At 43.2% G+C, this 17,643-nt stretch carries 12 protein-coding genes; 1 reads left to right on the top strand and 11 read right to left on the bottom strand.

Annotated elements, in window-relative coordinates; translation table 11 throughout:
- Positions 1 to 23: 23 nt before the first annotated feature.
- The 6 genes from OCU46_RS14440 to OCU46_RS14415 form a co-directional block, all read right to left on the bottom strand.
- A complete protein-coding gene (locus OCU46_RS14440; protein ID WP_141268827.1) occupies positions 24 to 1,178 on the bottom strand; it encodes a winged helix-turn-helix domain-containing protein in 1,155 nt (384 codons plus the stop codon).
- 69 nt (positions 1,179 to 1,247) lie between these two features.
- The gene (locus OCU46_RS14435) at positions 1,248 to 1,691 is read right to left on the bottom strand and encodes a hypothetical protein (RefSeq protein ID WP_141268829.1); all 444 of its coding nucleotides are present in this window, start codon (positions 1,689 to 1,691) and stop codon (positions 1,248 to 1,250) included.
- Positions 1,692 to 1,760: 69 nt separating this feature from the next.
- Entirely contained in the window at positions 1,761 to 2,609 is an 849-nt protein-coding gene (locus OCU46_RS14430) for a hypothetical protein (RefSeq protein ID WP_141268831.1), read from the bottom strand.
- Positions 2,610 to 2,719: 110 nt separating this feature from the next.
- Positions 2,720 to 4,177 (bottom strand): phospholipase D family protein, encoded by a 1,458-nt coding sequence (locus OCU46_RS14425; RefSeq protein WP_141268833.1) that lies wholly within the window; start codon positions 4,175 to 4,177, stop codon positions 2,720 to 2,722.
- An 85-nt stretch (positions 4,178 to 4,262) separates the two neighbouring features.
- Positions 4,263 to 6,380, bottom strand: a complete 2,118-nt coding sequence (locus tag OCU46_RS14420) for a carboxylesterase family protein (RefSeq protein WP_141268835.1) — start codon at positions 6,378 to 6,380, stop codon at positions 4,263 to 4,265.
- Between the two features lie 218 nt (positions 6,381 to 6,598).
- Entirely contained in the window at positions 6,599 to 8,242 is a 1,644-nt protein-coding gene (locus OCU46_RS14415) for a hypothetical protein (protein ID WP_141268837.1), read from the bottom strand.
- 462 nt (positions 8,243 to 8,704) lie between these two features.
- Here OCU46_RS14415 and OCU46_RS14410 point away from each other — a divergent pair, with 462 nt between their 5' ends.
- Entirely contained in the window at positions 8,705 to 9,880 is a 1,176-nt protein-coding gene (locus OCU46_RS14410; RefSeq protein ID WP_141268839.1) for a patatin-like phospholipase family protein, read from the top strand.
- Between the two features lie 83 nt (positions 9,881 to 9,963).
- On the opposite strand, the gene OCU46_RS14405 is transcribed toward OCU46_RS14410, so the two are convergent.
- The 5 genes from OCU46_RS14405 to OCU46_RS14385 form a co-directional block, all read right to left on the bottom strand.
- Positions 9,964 to 11,166, bottom strand: a complete 1,203-nt coding sequence (locus tag OCU46_RS14405; RefSeq protein WP_141268841.1) for an ammonium transporter — start codon at positions 11,164 to 11,166, stop codon at positions 9,964 to 9,966.
- Between the two features lie 421 nt (positions 11,167 to 11,587).
- A complete protein-coding gene (locus OCU46_RS14400; RefSeq protein WP_141268843.1) occupies positions 11,588 to 13,342 on the bottom strand; it encodes a sodium:solute symporter family transporter in 1,755 nt (584 codons plus the stop codon).
- A gap of 2,142 nt (positions 13,343 to 15,484) precedes the next feature.
- Entirely contained in the window at positions 15,485 to 16,108 is a 624-nt protein-coding gene (locus tag OCU46_RS14395) for a bifunctional 4-hydroxy-2-oxoglutarate aldolase/2-dehydro-3-deoxy-phosphogluconate aldolase (RefSeq protein ID WP_141268845.1), read from the bottom strand.
- A 47-nt stretch (positions 16,109 to 16,155) separates the two neighbouring features.
- Entirely contained in the window at positions 16,156 to 17,079 is a 924-nt protein-coding gene (gene kdgK / locus OCU46_RS14390; protein ID WP_017027884.1) for a 2-dehydro-3-deoxygluconokinase, read from the bottom strand.
- 32 nt (positions 17,080 to 17,111) lie between these two features.
- On the bottom strand, positions 17,112 to 17,447 hold the full coding sequence (locus OCU46_RS14385) for a cupin domain-containing protein (RefSeq protein WP_102550128.1): 336 nt from the start codon (positions 17,445 to 17,447) through the stop codon (positions 17,112 to 17,114).
- Positions 17,448 to 17,643 lie beyond the last annotated feature (196 nt).

Here is a 17,643-nt window from a genome sequence, read left to right as displayed (position 1 = left end):
CACTGACCACTCAAAGAGTGGCATTAGATGAGTACTGAGCGCTTAACTATGTGAAACCTTTGACAGTGATTAAACTGAGCAAATGCATTGAGCTCTTTCGAGAGAGCCTCATTAAAGGTGTCACTGTGTTTAAGTGCTTTTTCTATGAATAGGTGGCTAATTTGCAATGTAGAGCTGGGCTTATCGACTCGACAATCGGCTCTGCCCACCAACTGCCCTGCCCAAAGAATTGGCAGGCAAAAATAACCGAACTTTCGCTTGGCAGCGGGAACGTAGCACTCTAATTGATAGTCAAAACTAAACAGTTGGGCAATTCGTTTCCTTTGAATAAGTACATTGTCAAAGGGTGATAGGAGGTGAGCCCTGTTTCTATAGAGTCTTTTGTTGAGTAAATCGAGTGAGTGGGGCGTGGTGTAAAACTTTTGTTCCGCCACCGATACCAGTTCAATTTGCTTCGATTCTAAGAGCTCAATGAGTGATTGTTGGATTAACGCCTTGGACCCCTTCAACAGATAGGACATTTCCAAAAGAGTGCCAATGCCGTGCGCTTTTAAATAATTCAAGATGAGAAACTTCCCGTACTCTTGATCTGTGGGTACTGAAGTGTCCACGTTTTCGGGTAGAACCCGCTCTGTAAGGTCATACACCTTGTGAAAGTTACGTCGCTCGACGATCATCAAGTCACCTTGCATGTACAAAAGCTCTAATGCCTGTTTAGTGGGTTTGCTTTCCCATCCTGTGCGTTTTAATACCTTTGATTCAAAATCTTTGGCCATTAAAGGCCCTTCATTTTTTATCTTATCCAGCACACTATTCATCAGTGCTTGATCTTTTTTGTACCAATGCTTTTGCTGTCCCGATTTGAAGGTGTGCTTGCGAGGTAGCGTATAGCGAAAGTTCTTCATTGGCAGATAAGACGCAGCATGAGACCAGTATTCAAACAGATCTTTATTGGCTACGAGTTGTTCTAGGTGTGCGGGTTGGTATTGAGCGTTACGGCTCCAAAGAACATGGTGGTGGGCGCGTTGAACCACTGAAATGGTATCTATCTGTACATACCCAAGTTGTTCGACCGACTCAAGTGTACTGCTGATAACGCCTCTTCTAGGCGCTGGAGAGCAAAGGCCTTGAGAAAGCAGTGCTATCTTTTGTGCTTCGGGTATGGATAGGTGGACCATAGTGAAGAGATGTTATCCGTTTGATTTAAATCTATTTCAGTATACGCCGAGATAGCTCAACGCAAAGGATTAGCGAATATCGGTAATGACACGGCCATCTTGGAGCTTTTCATCCAACTCAGCGCTATCAAGCATTTGTCCTAGAGGAGAGTGAGGAGTAATTACAACGACACCATGCTCAAGCTTATAGCCACCGCAAATAGGTAAAAACCAACAAACCATTTTATTGTCGATAGTCACCAATGCGCCAATATCTATTTCTTCATCTTCAGTAAAATCACGAAACACCATAGAAGTCAGTTGGTTAATCATAGCGTCGCAATCTGCTACCCGCTGTGATTGACCGTGAGCTAAATATGCCGCTTCTAACCCTACAGTGTCGTATTGAGTTTCGGCGACACTTTGCTCATGTGTAGCAGCATCGTGAGCGCTTTCAGCTGCCTTGAGGGCGATTTGTCGCTGAGTATGTAAGGTTTGAAGTAGGCTTTGGCGTAATTGCTCTTTATCGATCATAGTGTTTATTTTATTGACGAAACATAGTGATAGCGAATCTTAAAGCATAGTATGGCTTACATACAGTGATTAAAATCGGTAAGCCATTTTTAGCATGGGGCCAAAGAATTGATAGTCCACTTTAAGTCTAGTGTGTTCTGCTTCATACCCTACGCCTAAATCATAGTAGTTAAACGATGCCGTTACGCTGAAGTTGTCGGTAACGTAATAGCGCGCGGCCATTTCTAGTTCATACATCCAACCTGAAATTTCATCGTACTCTAGATAAAAAGCATGAACATGACTTTTAAGCAAAATATCATCACGTATTTTGTGCTCTACCAAAAAGCCAAGATTAGGCAGTGGAGCCGTAATTCCGCTATCAAATCCTTCTGCGACTAGAGTTGCTTCTGACGACACATTTTCATGAGCTTCAACATCGATTTCTCCTCGCATACCAAGCTCGAGACGAGTGACATGAAAGCCAGCTAGAAAATGGATATCCAAGTGTTCAGAATTGTAAAAGCGATAACCATAACCAAGGCGCATAATATCAATGTTGAGTGTTGTGAGAAGATCCGCTTCACCCCCAATGGTATAGGTGTGACCATCCAGTGTTAGTTGAAATGGGCGTGCCACATAGTCTTGATATCCGTTGCGATGCAATCGTCGCCAATCAAGATATATTTGATGGTTGTTGTTAAAGCGATACTCCAAGTTTAAGTAGGGCAGAACATCATCATGGGGAAGGTTCAGCTCTGATTCAAAGTTAAGGTCAACGTATTCTTCGTGAATAGGGTCATAGACCTCGATATCGGTGCTGGTCTTGGAGAAAAAAGCACCTATTTCGATCTCAAAACTTCCCGCAACAGTCGCCGGTACAAATAGAAACGCCCATAATAAAATAAACAACCGACTGGAACATAAGATGCTCTTCACCGCCTATCACCTCTAAATCCAAAACTAAAATCAGTGCCTTTGCCTATAGAGCACGTGTTCAAAGGCGTGCAACCTCTTTGAGGCCGCACTTAATTCAGTGATAAAAGAACCTAAAGCTCTGACTCGCTATTCATCTTTCTGAATATCCAATTGGTCGCTTTATGAATGCTGCTGTAGTTTGGATTCTTAGTGGTAACCGTGTCGCCAGAGAACCAAACAGGCTTCATCTCTTTATTCAGTCCTACCTGCCAATACAGCTCGCTCTTTTTGCTTAATAAATAGTGTTCGATTTGCTTGGCAAACTTAGGGCTATGAACAAATACACCAAATTCGATATTTAGGTTGTCTGAGCGTGGGTCAAAGTTGGATGAACCAATGTAGGTCAGCTTGCTATCTAAAATGACGGTCTTATTGTGATAGTAAGTGTCGGCATGGTAGTAGTGATCTTCGTTGATCGCATCGTCTTTGTATTCCAATAGATTGACCCCTTTTTTCAACAGTTCAGTGCGATGTTCTTCGTAGTATGCTGGTATGAAGCCAGAATCATTGGATGCAGATGAGTTGGTGATCAGGGTAACGTCTGTATTGTTGCTAGTTAGCCTGTCTATAGTTCTAAATTCGCCATCAGACGGCACTATGTATGGCGTTGAGATAACGGCTGTTTTAGCACTATCTAGATGCTCACTAATGGTTCGCTCTGCACGAGTACGGAAGTAAGGCTTGTTATCGTGCAATTTGTGCAGTGAATCAAATACGGGCGTCACCTCAACAGGGATTGCATTCGGCTGTTGTAGTCGGCTGATACTGCGCTCGATAACAGCCAATACTTCTGGATTCTTTTTAGTGGATTTGGCATACGCATTGCCAAATTGACGGTAGTCCGAACCTTTCTTTACATAGATCAGCTCATTAATTGGGGTAACGTATTCGCTTGCCCAAAGTGACTCATAGTTGTTAGCGAACGGCTTGATGATGTCACCGGTGAATAGGGTATCCATGTCAAAGAAGTTGGCGTCTTTACTGAACCCAAAATACTCGTCGCCAATGTTGCGACCGCCAAGGATCATTGAGTAGTGATCAACGTTAAAGTATTTTTCATGTAGACGGTTATCGAGTTTTTTTTGATTACCTGCGAAGTCGAATGCACGACCAATCCACCCCATTTTTCTTGAGTTGAATGGGTTGAAGATTCTAATCTGTATATTGTCGTGCTCGTTAAGCTCGGCTAGCCATTTCTCGTTGAAGACTAATAGATCATCAAGGGTTATACGCACCTGCACGCCACGATCAGCCGCTTGTTTTAATTCATCAAGTAACATTAAACCTAGGGTGTTTTTGTCCCAAGAAAAGTAGGTCATATCGATCGAACTTGTTGCATTGCGTACAAGAGCAACTCGACGAGCAAAGGCTTCATCAGCGGTTGGAATTAGGTAAGCCTCTGCTTGATACTCATTGGTTTTCCAACTGGCTTCGAAGTTTTCTTCTACTTCTGGAAAGGGTTGGGCACATCCTGTGACCAAAGCAATTAGCATGACTGTGCATGCCGTTTTGAATTTGCTTAGTGTCATTGTTAACCTGCATTAAATCATCGAATTTGGATATAGAAACGGCCAGCAAGCTGGCCGTTGAAGTTGGATGGTTGTTGAGTGTGATTTAGTTTAGATACCACTGCCAAGGCATTAGGCCTTGCTCTTCTAGACCCGTTAGGCGGCCTTCACGCAGTTTAGGATCCATGCCAGGGTTGGTCACATAGTCCCAATCATAGGTTGTGCTCTCACTAAAGCCTTGAGATTCGATAACAAGCACATTGTCAGTAGCGTCGCTGTACTGATAGTTCGTGAACAGTTCTTCACTAAACCACAGTCGAGACATTTCGTTCATCATTGCTTTCTCGTTGCTGGTTGGATGAATCTCACTGCCGTCAAAACGAACTGCTTTGTTAAACACGAACGGCAATTCTGAACCGTTACACGCACCGCTGATGCAACCAATGGTCTTGAATAGATCGATGATTGAAAGCTCATCGTATTCGCCCGTTTCTTCATTTAGTCCTGTTTTAAAGTTCCACATGTTGAAGCTCGGTTTTTTGTCAAAGCGATATAAAGTTGCTGACATATCATTTTCAGGTATAGCGGGTGCAAAGTTTGTAGCCATATAACGGTTTGGTCCGTTGAACAATGTGTCATTAAGTAACATCTTAAACTGACTCATATTGGCAATTGCGCCACCTAGTTCAGCTTCTGAGTTAGGATAGAAATCAGTGAGATTAAGTATATCTTGGACTTGTTCATGACCAGCAATCGCAACGTCTTCACCATTAGCTAAACGCTCAGTTTCCTCTTGAGAGGCTGCACCATAAAATAGGTTAGTAACCGCGCTATAGGCAGTCATCGGCATTTCCGGCTCATTAGAGAGATCGTCCGCAGTGAGGCTGCTGAGTTTATCTTTCACTTTCTGCACATTGTTTTCGTCTTCTAGCCAATTAACCAGTGCAAGTGCCATTTGGGTTGAATCTTTTTCTTCCAGTAATTCAGGTTCACTGTTAAAGATAATGTCAATAATAATGGGTGCTAAAAATGTGGCGCTAAATAGCATACCAAAACTGTTAGCTTCATGTGCGTTACTACCAAGAACGCTTGGTACGCTTAACCCTGATTGGATTGGTGATTCAGCGTGTTCAATACAAACAGTTTTATAGAATGGCGGCAGCAAACTACCTTGATCTTCTAGCTTATCACAGCTTATATAAGGCGAAAATGGCATCAGATGTGACATCGGTGTATTGTCAGTAGAGGCAAAAGGATTAAGGTTAATTGACCCAGATACCCAATTTATTAACTGACTAATACCATCTAATGCTGATTGTTGCGAAGCCATTATGTCTGCAATTGGAGTCTCTGCATCAAAATCTTCTTTACGAGCTTTAGCTACTTCGTAGCTAGGGTACTCAAACCCGTACGGGTTACTTTGCATGATGGCGCGCTGGAAGTATTGTCCAGATATACGTTCATCCTGCTGCAGAAAACCAATAGACATCGCGCCTGAGCCTTGCCCCATAACTGTTACGTTTCCGGTATCACCACCAAACTTGTCTATATTGAGGTGAACCCATTCAAGCGCGTTTTTTTGGTCGCTAATGCCGTAGTTACCATCTTCATACTCATCTTCATCTTCGTTAGCAGCTTCACGCCACATAGTACCGAGTTGCCCTAAGCGGTAATTCAAGCTGACATAAATAAATGGTTTGCCGTCATCGCTACCTTGAGCAACAACAGTGTCGCCATGGACTAAGGCTTCTGAACCAGAGCCGTATTCGAAATCACCACCGTGAATGAATACATAAACAGGCAACTCAGCGCCAGCTTCCACATTGGCTGGACGCCAGATATTCAGATTCAAACAGTCTTCACTTTGTTCTTGTACTGTTGCACGAACCTGCATACATGCAGCACCAAAATCAGTTGCGTCTACAACTTCATCTAGCTCTTTAGTCATGCTGTGTACGAAGCGAGTTTGAGTGGCATATTCAATGCCTTTAAAGCTTTCAATACTAACGAGTTTTTCTTTACCGTCAGTTGCTGTAATAACGACAGATTCTTTTGATGCACTAACAATAGAGTCGCCAATGTTTCGTTCGATTGTCTCAGTTGGTAGCGGCTTTAGTGGCTCGTCTTCAATCGGAAACGGTACGGTAGGATCTACGTCCGTATAACACGCAGATAGCGTAGTGCTGATTGCGATAGCCAGAAGAGAACGGTGTAATAAAGTCATAATTTTTCCACATTCAATATTCAGTTTGGTGTACTTGTTTAAAAGCAACGCCGCGTTATAAACAATCGAATTTGGCGCTCTCTGTTTTGCGCTATTCGAACTACTGTTTCTTGGGCGTTATAGTACTGTGTGATTTCTAATCAATTGAATCGCATATGTCGGATGAAACCCTACGTTGCATACAGCAAACTAAGCTAGCTGTATGCAAGCAGCGTAAGTTAGAAGCGATACCCAAAGTTCAATGTCATCGAGTCGCGTGTTTCACCTTTGTTGTATAGAAGAGACATTTGGTAGTGCTTACCAAACTGTTTATTGACGCCCACTAGCGCGGCCCATTCATTCAGTTCTACACCTACATCGTAATCAAACTCAATGTCGCCGGTAATTACTCGACCTTGCATGCGTGATTTTAAGCCTTGGTATTCCGCACCGACGAAGAACTGAGCGCGGTAATCTACAAGTTGGTAACCCAGCATAGGCTGTACCGTGATTAGTCCATCACCCCAACTGCTGCTGCCTTCCATACGTGTGGTTGAATATGTACCAGTGACAGAAGCGAAGAATTCTTTGTAACCTACAGATAAAGTTGTACCGATTCCGACTAGGTCATACTTCAAGTTAAGTGGAACGTTTAGCCTTCCTGGCTGACAAATTGCGGTTAGAGCATCACAAAACTCGTCACCTAATCCAGGCGCTTTGTTGTTCAGCATTTCTTGGATTTTTTCGCCAGCAGCGCCTGTGTATCCAGCATCAACGTTGGCATCAACGTTGATCTTTCCGACGTAACCAAACATGTTCCAGAAAGGCAGGATGTTAACGTCACCACGTAATGTAAGAACTTCAGCATTTACATTGGCAAACGTGTCCGTTGGGTCGAAAAAGTCATTTAGACGGATACCTCCGATTACGAAATCGTTAGTCGGGATGTTCATATCTTGATTTCGGTAGGCCATCGAAATACCAAAAGGCAAAGGTAAATCGATACCTTGACGCGCCACCATATCGCCCATTAATGGGAAGGTACGGTTGACTTCGACACGTTCTTCGATAAGGCGAGGGTCAGAAGCTTCGGTTAAACGAGCTTCGTCGATGATGTTAACTCCTTCCTCATCGTAAAGCGCAATAGGTACGATAGATTCAACAATGCGTACTGGCTTCTTGCGCTTTTTGCCATTCATCTCAACGCTTTTTTCAATCATGATCAGCTTGCCAGATTCTAATTGCTGGAAAGTGATTACTTGGCGGTACTCTTCAATGGAGTAACCGTCCAATTTAAAAGGAGTGGTATTACTGATCTGCATTGTTTGAGGTTTTCCATCTGAGATCAGCACTTCGACGCTCATAAAGCGGAAATAGGCGATATCCTGAGGCAAACCGTATTTTGAATAGTTGAAAGAGACATTCACGTCACCGTTATCGAGTTCAGTTGCTCGTACTGACGCAGGGTCGTAGCTCTGTGCCCAGTTACGAAGACGGTATTGAGTACGTGTACTTTTCTCGATTTCTTCAATCGCATCTACGTGATCATCAAGTTGACTGCGTTCATGCTTGATACGCAGGTCAATATTGCCTTTTTGGTCAGTACTTTTTACTAAATATACCGATGATTTTCTTTCTTCATCACCTAAGTATATTGTGCGATCTATTTGTTCTACGAGGTGTTCGCCCATATCTAATGAGCTGATACCTAGCTTTGGTAGATCGTCATCAATACCGTAATGCTTAAAGATTTGTTTACCTTTAAGTTCAGGCTGAAATTGGGAGTTTTCTTCTGCTAATACATTAAAAGAGCAGCTTAATATGATTGGTGCAACGACGGTTGATAATGAGCGCTTAGCCGTCTGTTTAATTATATGGATCATCTATTGTTCACTTTTACTTGTCAGAACCTCAAACCTATGAGCATTCAGAAATTTAAACTTTCATCGAACGACCTTTGCTCGATGGAATGACAAGCCCACTCACTAGTTGTGAAACTAGGAAAACCGTATGGGTAGTTGCCGTTAAAATTGCTGTGGAGCGGATATTAGAGATAAATCAAAGTTTGTAGGAATCACTTATGTAGGACGCCACCCTCCAAAAGGAAAAACCCATGGAAAGTAATAAAGAGGGAATAATTAGAAAGGGTATTTTGGAATAGAAATAATTTCTGAAAAATAGTTCAGAGGTAATGGCTAAGTGAAGGTAATGATATTTCATTGTAGGGTGACGTCCTACACAGGCGATTACGGCAACTTGCAGCGTTCATTTATTATTCGCGGCAGTTAAGTCATCGCAGTCAATTTGCTGGTGGCTCTTATATCGACAACCTTTAGAGGCTTGCCATGGCACGTAAATTAAACATTTTTTCTGTTGTATTGCTGTCTGTTTCTGTAGCAGCTTGTAGTACTCCTCACACCTTGGACAAGCGTGTTACTGAAGATAACTACAAGGAAGTCACATTAGATAGAAACGTAAAAATTGAAGAACCGTTGAGATTCTGGGCATCTGAGAAGCCCGAGTTTCTTTACAATCAGGATACGCAAAGCACCCCAATTACAGTGCAAGGTGATACATTGAACATCCTTGCCCTTTCAGGCGGCGGTGCAAACGGAGCCTTTGGCGCTGGTGTACTTATGGGACTGGCAGATAGAGGTGAGTTAAAAGACTATTCTGTGATTACTGGAATCAGCGCAGGCGCACTGATTGCACCTTTTGTATTTGTCGGTGGTGATGAAATTGCCCGCTTAGAAGACGTTATTCTAGGAATCAATGATAAAGAAGTCTTGGGTAAGAAGAACTTCCTAAACACTATTTTCAAAGATGCGTTTACTAATGGTGATAGCTTTATAGAGTTCATTGGTGAAGCGTACCCTGAAGAAATGATCGATAAAATGGCGCAGCAACATCGAAATGGCAAGCGCTTATTCATTGGCTCTACCCATTTGGATTCGGGTGAATTAATGGTTTGGAATTTAGGGGCTATTGCTAATAGCGATCTACCAAATAGAGTCGAGCTTGTGCATAAGGTTTTGGCAAGCAGTGCATCTATTCCTGGTGTATTTCCACCGCAGTTTTTTGATGTTCGTGATGATCAAACAGCATTAGAAGAAATGCATGTTGATGGCGGCTTAGCGGCTCAAGTGTTTTACAACCCATCAAACTTTGATTACCAGTTAATTTCTGATGCGCTTAACTTAGATCATCCGCCACAATTGGATGTAATACGAAATGGACTGCTTAAATCACCTTACAAACCAGTAAATGATAAAGGTGTAGCCTTGCTTACAAAAAGCCTTTCAGGTTTAACAATGATGCAGACTCGCGGTGATATTTATCGAATGAAGTATCTTAGTGAGGTTGATGGCTTGAATATGCAGTTTACTTATCTGGATCAAGACTTTTCTGAAGCTAAACAATCTAAAGACTTGTTTGACCTAGAGTATATGAAGGCAATTTATCAGTACGGTTATGACAAAGCTGTCACTGATGATTTATGGGAAACGGAGTTACCTCAATAATATAAAAACACCCTCTGAGCATTTGGTTATAACCAGTAGCAAAGAGGGTGTTCTAGTGCTTGTTTGTTTTACAACGCTATAGGTTACTTATCAGCGTTGGTTGCCCCAATCTTATGGATAGCAAGGTCTGCACCGATAAATTCATCTTCTTGGCTAAGACGTAAGCCAGAGATTTTGTTAACCAGTCCATATACGATGATACCACCAACAACAGCAACGATTACACCAGCTAAAGTACCGACTAGCTGAGACATAAAGCTCACACCGCCAAGACCACCTAGTGCCGGCAAGCCAAAGATACCTGCAGCAAGCGCGCCCCAAACGCCACACAAACCGTGCAGAGGCCAAACACCTAGTACGTCATCGATCTTTGTACTGCGTTGAAGGTGAGTAAATACCCAAACAAATAGTGCACCAGCCACACCGCCAACAACGAATGCGCCAACAGGGTGCATGAGATCAGAACCAGCACATACAGCGACTAAGCCTGCTAAAGGACCATTGTGAATAAAGCCTGGGTCATTTTTACCTACAATCAAGGCGACTAATGTACCACCTACCATAGCAGCCAAGCTGTTTACCGCGACCAAACCGTTAATGCCATCCAGTGTTTGTGCCGACATAACATTAAAGCCGAACCAGCCAACAGTAAGTACCCAAGCACCCAGCGCAAGGAATGGAATGTTAGAAGGAGCGAAAGCAATCCCAGGCTTTCTGCCTTGACGTGTACCTAGTAAATAGATCGCTACTAGAGCTAGCCATCCACCCATGCCATGCACCACAACGGAGCCTGCAAAGTCATGGAACTCTGCACCAAACTGGTTATTCAACCAATCTTGGAAACCAAAGTTACCATTCCATATTACGCCTTCGAAGAATGGATACACAAAAGCCACAATTAATGCTGAAGAAAGCAAGAATGGGCGGAACTTAGCTCGCTCTGCAATACCACCAGAAACAATCGCTGGGATTGCTGCCGCGAAGGTAAGCAAGAAGAAGAACTTAACCAGTTCATAACCGTTGTTTTCTGTGAGTGTTTCTACACTCACGAAGAAGTGCTGACCGTATGCTATTTGATAGCCGATAGCAAAGTAGGCTACAGCAGCAAGGGCGAAATCCGCCATGATCTTAACTAGTGCATTTACTTGGTTCTTATGGCGAACCGTACCAACTTCCAAAAAAGCAAAACCGGCATGCATGGCTAAAACCATGATAGCGCCAAGAAGAATAAATAAAGTGTCTGCGCTTTGTGCTATGGCATCGATTGCCTGACTAATGTTGTCCATAAAATAGTTCCAAAGGTGTTTTGAGTTTCTGCACAGTTATTAGCAAGAACCGTTCCAACTTTGGTGCAATAAATAGGAAAAATGACAAACTAAATACAAAAAGGGTGCAAAGGCTGTGTTTAACGAGGTTTCGGAGGTTTTGGTTAAAGTCTGAGAAAGAGAATATTAAGAATGCTTGGTATTTAAAGTAGTGCCTATCTTGAAGGTCTGCATGTTTTTAGTGCGTAAATAGTTGTTGGTGCACATATATGGTGCGTCATGTTGGTGCAGGGAAGGGGAGCAAGCTGGTGCAGCGAAGAGAGCGAAACACACTAGTCATCCTAGATAGCACCTAGATTTACGGTTGAGTTTTAATTGGCAGATACAAAAAGCCCCAGCTAAATAGCCAGGGCTTCGAGTTAAAGCTTAATTATTGGGGGAATTAAGCTGCTTGTTTAACTGCACCAGTTTTAGATGCGTTAACAAGTAGGATACCAACACTTAGTACGATTGAACCACATAGTAGGAACAATAGTCGTCCAGTTGGCTCGTTCGGGATAAGAGCCATTGCTAGGATACCGAAACCAGCTGTGCTGATTAGCTTACCAAGCATTGAACGTTGTTTAGTATCTAGGTTTTGCTGCTCTTCACCTTCTGAAACTACAGGAGTGTTCCAGTTAACGAATAGCTGCTCAACTTCTGCTTCACGCTCTGGTGATAGGCCTTTGTACAGTAGAGTAGACGCGATGAAGAAACCACCGGTGAACACTACGTGTGCTGCCAAGCTTAGACCAACTTTCAGGTCAGCCCACTCACGTGCTGTTAGAGCGTGCTCTAGACCAAATACGTTTTGAATGTCGTCTGCAGTTAGTGCAATACCAAATACGTAAGAAACAATACCACCAACGATTAGTGTCGCCCAACCAGCCCAGTCTGGAGTCTTGCGAATCCACATACCTAGTAGGATAGGGATAAGCATTGGGAAGCCGATCAATGCACCGATGTTAAGTACGATGTCGAACAAGCTTAGGTGCTTCAGTGAGTTGATGAACAGACCGATGCCGATGATGATAATGCCCATAATCACTGTAGTGAACTTACTTACGGCTACTAGCTCTTTTTGCGACGCTTGTGGGCGAAGGATAGGGCTGTAGAAGTTCATTACAAAGATACCAGCGTTACGGTTAAGACCAGAGTCCATTGAAGACATAGTCGCCGCGAACATTGCTGACATAAGTAGGCCAACCATACCAGCAGGCATTACGTTTTGTACGAATGCTAGGTATGCTGCGTCACCTGCTTTGCTACCCATGCTTGCGTATTGTGCCGCAAAGTCAGGTTGGAAAGCTGCCATGTACCAAGGTGGTAGGAACCAGATTAGTGGACCAACAATCATAAGGATACAAGCTAGGCCTGCAGCTTTACGTGCGTTGTCACTATCTTTAGCACATAGGTAACGGTATGCGTTGATACTGTTGTTCATTACACCGAACTGCTTAACGAAGATGAACACAACCCAAAGGATGAAGATGCTCACGTAGTTAAGGTTGTTGCCCAGCATGAAGTCGCCTTGGAAGTTGTCTACGATGTTGCCTAGACCACCACCTGCAAAGTATGCAGCGATTGCACAAGTAATTGTAACAGCCATGATTACTAGCATCTGCATGAAGTCAGATGCAACAACCGCCCAAGAACCACCAGTAACAGCCATCAACATGAGAACTAAACCGGTAACTACGATGGTTGCTTCCATTGGGATGTTGAATACAGCAGCTACGAAGATAGCAAGACCGTTCAACCAAACACCAGCAGAAATCAAGCTGTCAGGCATACCTGCCCAAGTGAAGAACTGCTCTGAAGTTTTGCCGAAACGCTGACGAATTGCTTCGATAGCGGTTACTACACGAAGTTGACGGAACTTCGGAGCAAAATAGATGTAGTTCAAGAAATAACCAAATGCATTGGCTAGGAATAGGATAACAACGACGAAACCGTCGCTGAACGCGCGTCCTGCGGCTCCCGTAAACGTCCATGCTGAAAACTGTGTCATGAAGGCGGTTGCACCAACCATCCACCATAACATTTTACCGCCACCCCTGAAGTAGTCACTGGTAGATGTTGTGAACTTTCTAAACATCCAGCCAATGGCCATTAAGAAGAAGAAGTAGGCGAGAACAACAAAAGTATCAATAGTCATTTTTTTCAGCCTTAAAGGTCTTTAGATTAACTGCGAATAATATTAGCGTTATTCGTGATTTATTTGTACTACAATATGCACCTAACGTGATCTAGAGCACGTTTTGAGTGTAGGGTGCGTTATGGTGTATTTTTGTAGTAAAAACAATTGCTTATGTGTACTTTGAGTATTTACAATCCCATTATTGGTTACTTATGTACCAAATACGAAAGTACTTTAGTATTACAAAATGTAACCGGTATTTTGGCCTGCTAAACTCGATTTTATAAGTACCAAAAATAGTTTAGTAGTTAATAGGTTAGACCAATTCTGTGACTTTGCTCTAAAGATTGTTCACTAACGAATTTGGTAGAGGAACGGTGGTCTAGTGCAGCTTGTTTCTTTATCTAATCGAAGGAAATATGAGCAGCCATACCGTGTTCAGTTAAGTTTTAACTTCTGCCTAACGTATCGATTATAGTTACCTGTCATCTTAAGTTCGATTCATGACCATACTGGGCACAGGGTAGAGTCTATTTCGTTAATGATGAAGTTTCGCAGTACCCAAGATACTGGATAGCTATTACATAGCTTCCAGTATGACGATGTGTTGTTAGTTAGATTTATCTAGTGCGATACGTATATGTAACTAAGTGAGTGTATCCAGTTGTGTTACTTAGTCACTTTCTGCGTAAAGTCATTCTTCTCGACTCCAACCATGATGTTTAATTATCCGTCATCCTGAGCTCGACTCAGGATCTTAGCGTGCACGTAGTTTATTCTATTTCACTAACGATGAAGTTTCGAAGTACCCAAGATACTGGATAGCTATTGCATAGCTTCCAGTATGACGGTGTGTTGTTAGTTAGATTTATCTAGTGCGATGTGTATGTGTGGCTAGGTGAGTGTATTCTGTGGTGTTAGGTAGTTACTTTCTGCGTAAAGTCATTCGTCTCGATTCCAGTTATGAACTTAATTATTCGTCATCCTGAGCTCGACTCAGGATCTTAGAGTGCACGTAGTTGATTCTATGTCGCTAACAATGAAGTTTCGAAGTACCCAAGATACTGGATAGCTATTTCATAGCTTCCAGTATGACGGTGTGTTTGGGGCAGGTAGGTTTATCTAGTACGACGCGTATGTGTGGCTAGATGAGTGTATCGAGCTGTGTTAGGTAGTTACTTTCTGCGTAAAGTCATTCGTCTCGATTCCAACCATGATACTTAATTAAGCGTTATCCTGAGCTCGACTCAGGATCTTAGAGCGCACGTAGTTGACTCTATGTCGCCAACGAAGAAGCTCCGAAGTACCTAAGATACTGGATAGCTATTTCATAGCTTCCAGTATGACGATGTGTTGGGGCTAGGTAGGTTTATCTAGTGCGACGTGTATGCGTGGCTAGGTGAGTGTATCCGGTTGTGATAGGTGGTTACTTTCTCCGTAAAGTCATTCTTCTCGATTCCAACTATGATACTCAATAATCCGTCATCCTGAGCTCGACTCAGGATCTTAGCGTGCACGTAGTTGATTCTATTTCGCCAACGAAAAAGCTCCGAAGTACCTAAGATACTGGATAGCTATTGCATAGCTTCCAGTATGACGGTGTGTTTGGGCAGGTTTATCTAGTGCGGCGGGTGTGTGCGGCTAGGTGAGTGTATCCTGTTGTGTTAGGTAGTTACTTTCTGCGTAAAGCCATTTATTTCGATTCTAACCACAGCACTTAATTATTCGTCATCCTGAGCTTGACTCAGGATCTTAGAGCGCACAGAGGTGATTCTATGTCGCCAACGACGAAGTTTCGAAGTATCCAAGATACTGGATAGCTATTGCATAGCTTCCAGTATGACGGTGTGCGAGGTTAGGTGATTGTTTCATCTGTACTAGATAATTACTTTCTGCGTTAAGTCATTAGTATCGACTTGAACTGCGACACTCATTAATGCGTCATCCTGAGCTTGACTCAGGATCTTAGCGTGCACGTAGTTGATTCTATGTCGCAAACAATCAAGTTTCGAAGTACCCAAGATACTGGATAGCTATTGAATAGCTTCCAGTATGACGGTGTAGGGTTCGGTTGATGCACTGATTGGCTCTACACCACCTTCCTCCAGACACAAAAAAAGCGAGCCTAAGCTCGCTTTTTCAAATAATTGCAAAGCAATATTAGCTAACGTGAGCTACTGCGTCGCGAACTAGTGCACCTAGCTCGTCCCACTTGCCTTCGTCCATTAGCTTAGTTGGAACCATCCAAGTACCACCACATGCAAGAACTGCAGGGATGTCTAGGTACTCGTCAACGTTCTTAAGGCTAACACCGCCAGTAGGCATGAAGTTTACTGGGTAAACAGCAGTTAGTGCTTTAAGCATTGGAACGCCACCTGATGGTTCAGCTGGGAAGAATTTAAGAGTACGAAGACCCATTTCCATTGCTTGTTCTACTAGGCTTGGGTTGTTAACGCCAGGTACGATAGCAACGCCTTTGTCTAGGCAGTACTGAACTGTACGTGGGTTGAAACCAGGGCTTACGATGAAGTCAACGCCAGCGTCGATAGAAGCATCAACTTGCTCGTTAGTAAGAACAGTACCAGAACCGATTAGCATTTCTGGGAATTCGTTACGCATAACGCGGATAGCTTCGATTGCACACTCAGTACGTAGAGTGATTTCAGCACAAGGCATGCCGTTTTCAACTAGAGCGCGGCCTAGTGGAATTGCATCTTCAACGCGGTTGATAGCAATTACAGGAATCACTTTAAGGCTTGCTAGTTTTTCGTTCAAAGTTGTCATGTTTTTTCTCATCGAAATAATGTGTGAGTCTGCGTGAGCAGGACAATTTATAGAGACAGCTCAGGCATTGCTTCAGCAGGGATGATAGCACCCGCGTACTGAATTACTGTACCTGCAACAGCGTGACCGCTAGCCGCTGATTCAACAGCTGTGCCGCCACATAGACGTTTCGCTAGGAAACCTGCGCTGAAAGAGTCGCCAGCTGCAGTCGTATCAACGATGTTGTCGATCTGGTTAGCTGAAACGTAGTTTGCGCTTTCGCCTTCAACTACTAGACACTCTTTACCGCCACGCTTGATCACAAGCTCTTTAACGCCAGCGTTAGTTGTACGCTCGATGCATTGCTCAACGTTCTCGTCACCGTATAGGTCTTGCTCGTCGTCGAAAGTCAGAAGAGCTGTATCCGTGAAGCTTAACATCTTCAGGTACCACTTCTGAGCTTCTTCTTGGCTAGCCCATAGTTTTGGACGGTAGTTGTTGTCGAAGAATACTTTACCTTCGAAGTTCTCTAGGAACTTGAACAGCTCGTTGCGACCGTTTTCAGTCAAGATAGCTAGTGTGATACCACTTAGGTAAACAGCATCGTAGCCACTTAACGTGTCAACAAGAGAAGCTGACTCAGCTTGGTCAAACATGAACTTCGCTGCAGCGTCGTTACGCCAGTAGTGGAAGCTACGCTCGCCAGTGTCATCAGTTTCGATGTAGTAAAGACCTGGTTGCTTGTCTGAAAGACGTGCAATTAGGCTTGTATCGATGTTCTCAGACTCCCAGCTTTCTAGCATGTGAGCACTGAATGGGTCTTGGCCCAATGCTGTTACATAGCTAGTTTTGATACCGTGCTTGTGAGTCAAACGAGAAAGATACAGAGCCGTGTTCAGAGTATCACCACCGAATGCTTGCTTTAGAAGTTCACCTTTTTGCTGAAGTTCTACCATGCACTCGCCGATGATCGCAATGTTTAATGATTTCATATGCTTACCTAAGCTTAAATGTGCTTTAAAGATTACTTAAGGAAATCTTCACGTGCTGGAGAGAACAGGTCTAGAAGCTCACTGCCTTCTTCTAGAGCTACAGCGCCGTGTACAAAGTGCTTAGGAGCAATGTAAGCGTCGCCAGCAACAAGGATTTTCTTCTCGCCTTCGATTTCAGCTTCAAAGCTACCGCAAATTACGTAACCGATTTGGTCATGAATTTCGTGCGCGTGAGGGTGGCCGATTGCGCCTTTTTCAAAACGTACACGAACGCCCATTAGTTCGTCAGTGTAACCAACGATCTGACGGCTAAGGCCATCGCCTAGATCTTCCCAAGGCTGTTCTTTTGAAATGAAAAATGGATTCATGATGAGGTTCCTTAATGGTTTTGAGTTTTTACAAACTAAAAAATTAACTTTAACTATGCGTATAATAATGGATTATTTTTAATTGTCATACAATAAGTTTATAGTTGTGTGACATAGGTCAACTGTAAGCAAGTTTGTTCACCTACAATAACCGAGCAAAAGAGAGATATGGAAGTATAGGTAACAAACCGTTATT

The sequence above is a fragment of the Vibrio comitans genome, assembly GCA_024346835.1.
Classification (GTDB): domain Bacteria; phylum Pseudomonadota; class Gammaproteobacteria; order Enterobacterales; family Vibrionaceae; genus Vibrio; species Vibrio comitans.
This window is presented reverse-complemented; position numbering and strand designations above follow the sequence as displayed.

What these genes read in the sequence shown, in the direction of transcription:
- OCU46_RS14440 (WP_141268827.1), bottom strand. Translation starts at nt 1,178, where the DNA reads ATGGTCCACCTATCCATACCCGAAGCACAAAAGATAGCACTGCTTTCT.
- OCU46_RS14435 (WP_141268829.1), bottom strand. Translation starts at nt 1,691, where the DNA reads ATGATCGATAAAGAGCAATTACGCCAAAGCCTACTTCAAACCTTACAT.
- OCU46_RS14425 (WP_141268833.1), bottom strand. Translation starts at nt 4,177, where the DNA reads ATGACACTAAGCAAATTCAAAACGGCATGCACAGTCATGCTAATTGCT.
- OCU46_RS14420 (WP_141268835.1), bottom strand. Translation starts at nt 6,380, where the DNA reads ATGACTTTATTACACCGTTCTCTTCTGGCTATCGCAATCAGCACTACG.
- OCU46_RS14415 (WP_141268837.1), bottom strand. Translation starts at nt 8,242, where the DNA reads ATGATCCATATAATTAAACAGACGGCTAAGCGCTCATTATCAACCGTC.
- OCU46_RS14410 (WP_141268839.1), top strand. Translation starts at nt 8,705, where the DNA reads ATGGCACGTAAATTAAACATTTTTTCTGTTGTATTGCTGTCTGTTTCT.
- OCU46_RS14405 (WP_141268841.1), bottom strand. Translation starts at nt 11,166, where the DNA reads ATGGACAACATTAGTCAGGCAATCGATGCCATAGCACAAAGCGCAGAC.
- OCU46_RS14400 (WP_141268843.1), bottom strand. Translation starts at nt 13,342, where the DNA reads ATGACTATTGATACTTTTGTTGTTCTCGCCTACTTCTTCTTCTTAATG.
- OCU46_RS14395 (WP_141268845.1), bottom strand. Translation starts at nt 16,108, where the DNA reads ATGACAACTTTGAACGAAAAACTAGCAAGCCTTAAAGTGATTCCTGTA.
- kdgK (WP_017027884.1), bottom strand. Translation starts at nt 17,079, where the DNA reads ATGAAATCATTAAACATTGCGATCATCGGCGAGTGCATGGTAGAACTT.
- OCU46_RS14385 (WP_102550128.1), bottom strand. Translation starts at nt 17,447, where the DNA reads ATGAATCCATTTTTCATTTCAAAAGAACAGCCTTGGGAAGATCTAGGC.